Genomic DNA, 3,942 nt, shown 5'->3' with positions numbered 1-3,942 from the left:
TTTTCTTCGATGGCCCTTGCAGCGGCACCGAAATCGACCGGCGATTTCACGGACTTGAAAGACCTGGACACAGCAACGAAGGCAAAATTCGATACGATGATTTCCGCCGGCATTTTTGACGGTGTGAAAGAAGGCACGTTTGGCCTCACCGACAAAATGAACCGTGCGCAATTTGCGAAAGTGGCCGCGCTGGTGTTCGAACTGCCGGTGGACAACACATTAAAAACATCCAGCTTCGCTGACGTGAAAGCAACCGACCCGGCTAACGGCTACGCATTGCCTTACATCGAAGCGATCGTCAAAGCAGGCCTGACGGACGGCGTGGCAGCGGACAAATACGACCCGGCCGGCGAAGTGACCAGAGAACAACTGGCTACCTTCCTAGTTCGCGGCTTGGGCCAAGAAGAAGCGGCGAAAAAAGCCGAAGGCGTCAAAGACGACACCGTGTCCGACTGGGCGAAAGGTTACGTAACTGTAGCTTTGCAAGATAAACTGCTGGAAAACGGCAAAGACGGCAAATTCGGCGGTACTACGGCGGCAACACGCGACCTGCTGGTGCTTTCTTCTTACGAAGCTAAACAGCAATACGTGCCGCATTTTAACGGCCAATACGCGATTGCATCCTTGAAAGCAACCGACGCCAACCAAATGACCGTGAAATTAAACGGCGCGGTGGAAGATACTTCCTTGGTTCACTTCGACGTTCAAAAGAACGGCGCGGCGGTAAACGGTGGCTACGAAGTGAAATGGGACGATAAGAAAATGACAGCTACCTTGGTGTTCGACAGCAAGTTTGACGACTCGAACTGGACTGTCACATTGAGCGGCCTGAAAAACATCGACGAAGCAAACAAAACCGCTAAAGTAGCAACAAACAAAGAAAAAATCGAAAAAATCGAGTTTTTGACTTCGAGCGACACACTGCCAAACAACCCTGGCAAAAAATTGCGCGTTGACTTCAAAGCCACCAACCAATACGGCGTAAAAACACAAATGCCGGCCAGCGAATTCGACGTGTTCACAAGCAACGGCACGATCACGCCAATCGGCGGCGAACAAGCTTTTTACCTGACGCTTCCTGAAGGTTTGGACCGTAACAGCGTGATTGCTCTGACGATCATCCACCAAGACAGCAACAAACAAGTGAACAAATCGTTTACGTTGGGCGACAAGAGTATCGTGTCCAAAGTGGAAGTCGGCGACCTGTTGAACAGCTCCGGCAATAAAGTCGAGTCGATCGACGCCAACGGTTATGCGTACTTGGATACGAAAGTATATGACCAATACGGCTTGCGTATCGAAAACAAAGACGAACTCAACCAAGGTGTCACCGTTACCATTCCTGACGGTGACTTGGCCAAAGGCAACGAAGGCGACAGCGGCGCTTACGTGGACAACGCAATCGGCGACGACGCAGCGGACTTGAAACTGCGCTCCGTATCGGATAAAGCTAAAGAAATTACGATCAGCGTTTATGCCAACGGCACTGGCGAATCCGTAACGAAGAAAATTGCCATCGGCGCAACTCGCGTACCCAACACACTTGAATTCGGCGCCTACAACTACAACTTGGCTAAAGGCGACGTACCGACAGGCGACGATGAAGTCGACGGCAAAATGTACGTGCCGATGGTTGTGAAAGACCAAGCGGGCAACGTGCTGACCGGTCAAGACATCTATGACAACAAAGACAAATTTACGATTTTCGCCAGCGGCGGCATCAAGCTCGCTGACCAGCCGATCTCGAACTCCGGCGCACACAAAGGTATGATTGCGATCCAAAGCGCAGATAACAAAGGCGCCGCGTCGATCACCGTGCAACTGAAGGACAACCCATCGGCAAGCACAAAATTGGATATGAACGTCTATGACGAACGCAAAGCCGACGGTATTAAGTTCTCCACAACACCGAAAAAATATATGATCGCCGGCACTGACAATGAAATGAAGCTGAAGGTGTATGATCAATTCGGCAGCGAAATGAAATACGACACCAACGGCCAATTCCTGGTTCGTTACTCCTTGACCGCTAACAGCGGCGACGCAGCAAGCTTGGGCGCAACCAGCCTGGCGAGCAAACAAAGAGTGGACCAAAACGACGCCACATCGGCTCGTAAATACGTGATGCAGCCAAACGCGATCGGCACAGCACTCACGAAAGACTTCACATTGGCGAAAAACTCGTCGGATAGCGTAGACAGCATCTTTGACAAATCGTTCAAATTCTACACGACGGATTTGGCTAAATCGGCATCTTACACGTTTAAAGCAACCTTGTACAAACAAGATGCGGCGGGAACAGCTACAATCGCCGATAAGAAATACGTCGAAGTGAACAACCTGTCGACAACGATGGAAGTTTTGGATCCAAACAACGTGAACAACAAAATTTCCTACGAAGCGTACTTGGATAAATCCAACAACACCTTGCTGGCCACCGACGATTACTTCAAAGCCGGGGACGCAGCGGGCGGAGCGGCGAAGAACGTGTACGATAACTACAAAGGATTTGCCAAAGAAGTAAAAGTAAAAGCGAAAAACAGCAGCGGCGAAGAAGTAGCGGTACCGTCAAACATCGTGTCCGTTTCTTCGAGCGATACCCAAGCAGCTGACGTAGCGGGCAACTGGGTAGTCGGCGTCAAAGACGGCACATCGAAAATTACAACAGTGTTCATGGACGGCAAACAAAACATGATCAGCAGCTCGCTGGATGTAACGTCGAAAAAAGAAGGACCTGTTGTGAAGAGCATCGCATTGAAAAAAGCATCGAAAACCGTAGACATGAGCGTATTAAGCCAAGGCGTTTACCTGTGGGATGCGCAGCTGGCTGAGAAAATTACTGTAAAAGACCAATTTGCCGACGAATTTGTCGCAGAAAGCGCACCTGGAGCGAAAAACGAAGAAGGCAAATTGACCGACAACATGCTGGTAAGAGACAACGGCGCGGGCTACAACGACAACAATATCTTGAAACTGAGCTTCTACATCTCGGATATTGAAGGAACCAACCCGAAAGCCGTAACGATCAACGCCGACACAGGCAAAATCCAATACACTGGCGCACAAGGCGATGTAACAAGCTTCAAAGTGAACGTCGTCGCACCAAGCGGAGTCATCTCCACATTTGACGTCAACGTAAAATAATGAGGCATGATGCGGGGTAAGCAGCAGCTTGAACCCGCAGCACTGCGCGGCCCCGGTCAATTCGACCGGGGCTGTTTTTTTATGCCCTGCGGGATAATCGCTGAGAATAGGACTAGCCAATAACAAAGGTTCCCTTGCGAGAAACAAACGTCAATAAAAAGGATCGGCTAAGTAGCCAAGGTTACACGCAGTATTCATTAACCTAACTAAAGCACTTGATACGATGAGAGCCGAACTGAGTAGACGTGGATTCGGCCAATTCAACGGCACGTGCTATGCCGGGGCCTTCCTACAAACACAACTGCTGGATGTCAAAGCGGTGCATTTTATGGCGATGTTTTGCTATAGGTTTTGCTACCGGGGTACGTCTGCCACGCGAGGTTGCCGGACTACGTCAGCAATTGAGACGCTAAGTTCGGCCAACCCAGCCGCGCGCAGCGCCAGTTGGGTTCATTTTTTAAGCTGGGGGCCAACTCGATAGTAGAGCCAAGGAATGAGCCTGGGGTGGAAAAGCGAAGCGGCCGCGTTTAAAATCTTGGCCCGACCCTCTTCCAATTTCAATTCAAGGGCCATGATTTTAATTGGCGGTTGGAACCCCAGGCTCATTCCCACCCAACGCGCCTGAAGTATCTTTAAGCGCCGAGTCCTATCGTTCCCACCCAACGCGCCTGAAGTATCTTGCCAATGACATTCCTTCCATGGGAGATTCTTTGCGATGACTCGGCGGATGAAATCATAGTATACTCATTCATGTAGCAAGCGAGACGCGATAGTGATAGACGAGCTGATAGATCCGAT

At 50.3% G+C, this 3,942-nt stretch carries 1 protein-coding gene; it reads left to right on the top strand.

What is annotated here, in order from left to right:
- On the top strand, positions 1 to 3,144 hold a 3,144-nt coding region (locus EYB31_RS39790; RefSeq protein ID WP_131019127.1), incomplete at its 5' end, for an S-layer homology domain-containing protein.
- Positions 3,145 to 3,942: the final 798 nt, after the last annotated feature.

Source organism: Paenibacillus thalictri, assembly GCF_004307995.1.
Taxonomy (GTDB): Bacteria; Bacillota; Bacilli; order Paenibacillales; family NBRC-103111; genus Paenibacillus_AF; species Paenibacillus_AF thalictri.
Note: the sequence above shows the minus strand (reverse complement) of the source record. Positions and strands in the feature narration are given on the sequence as shown.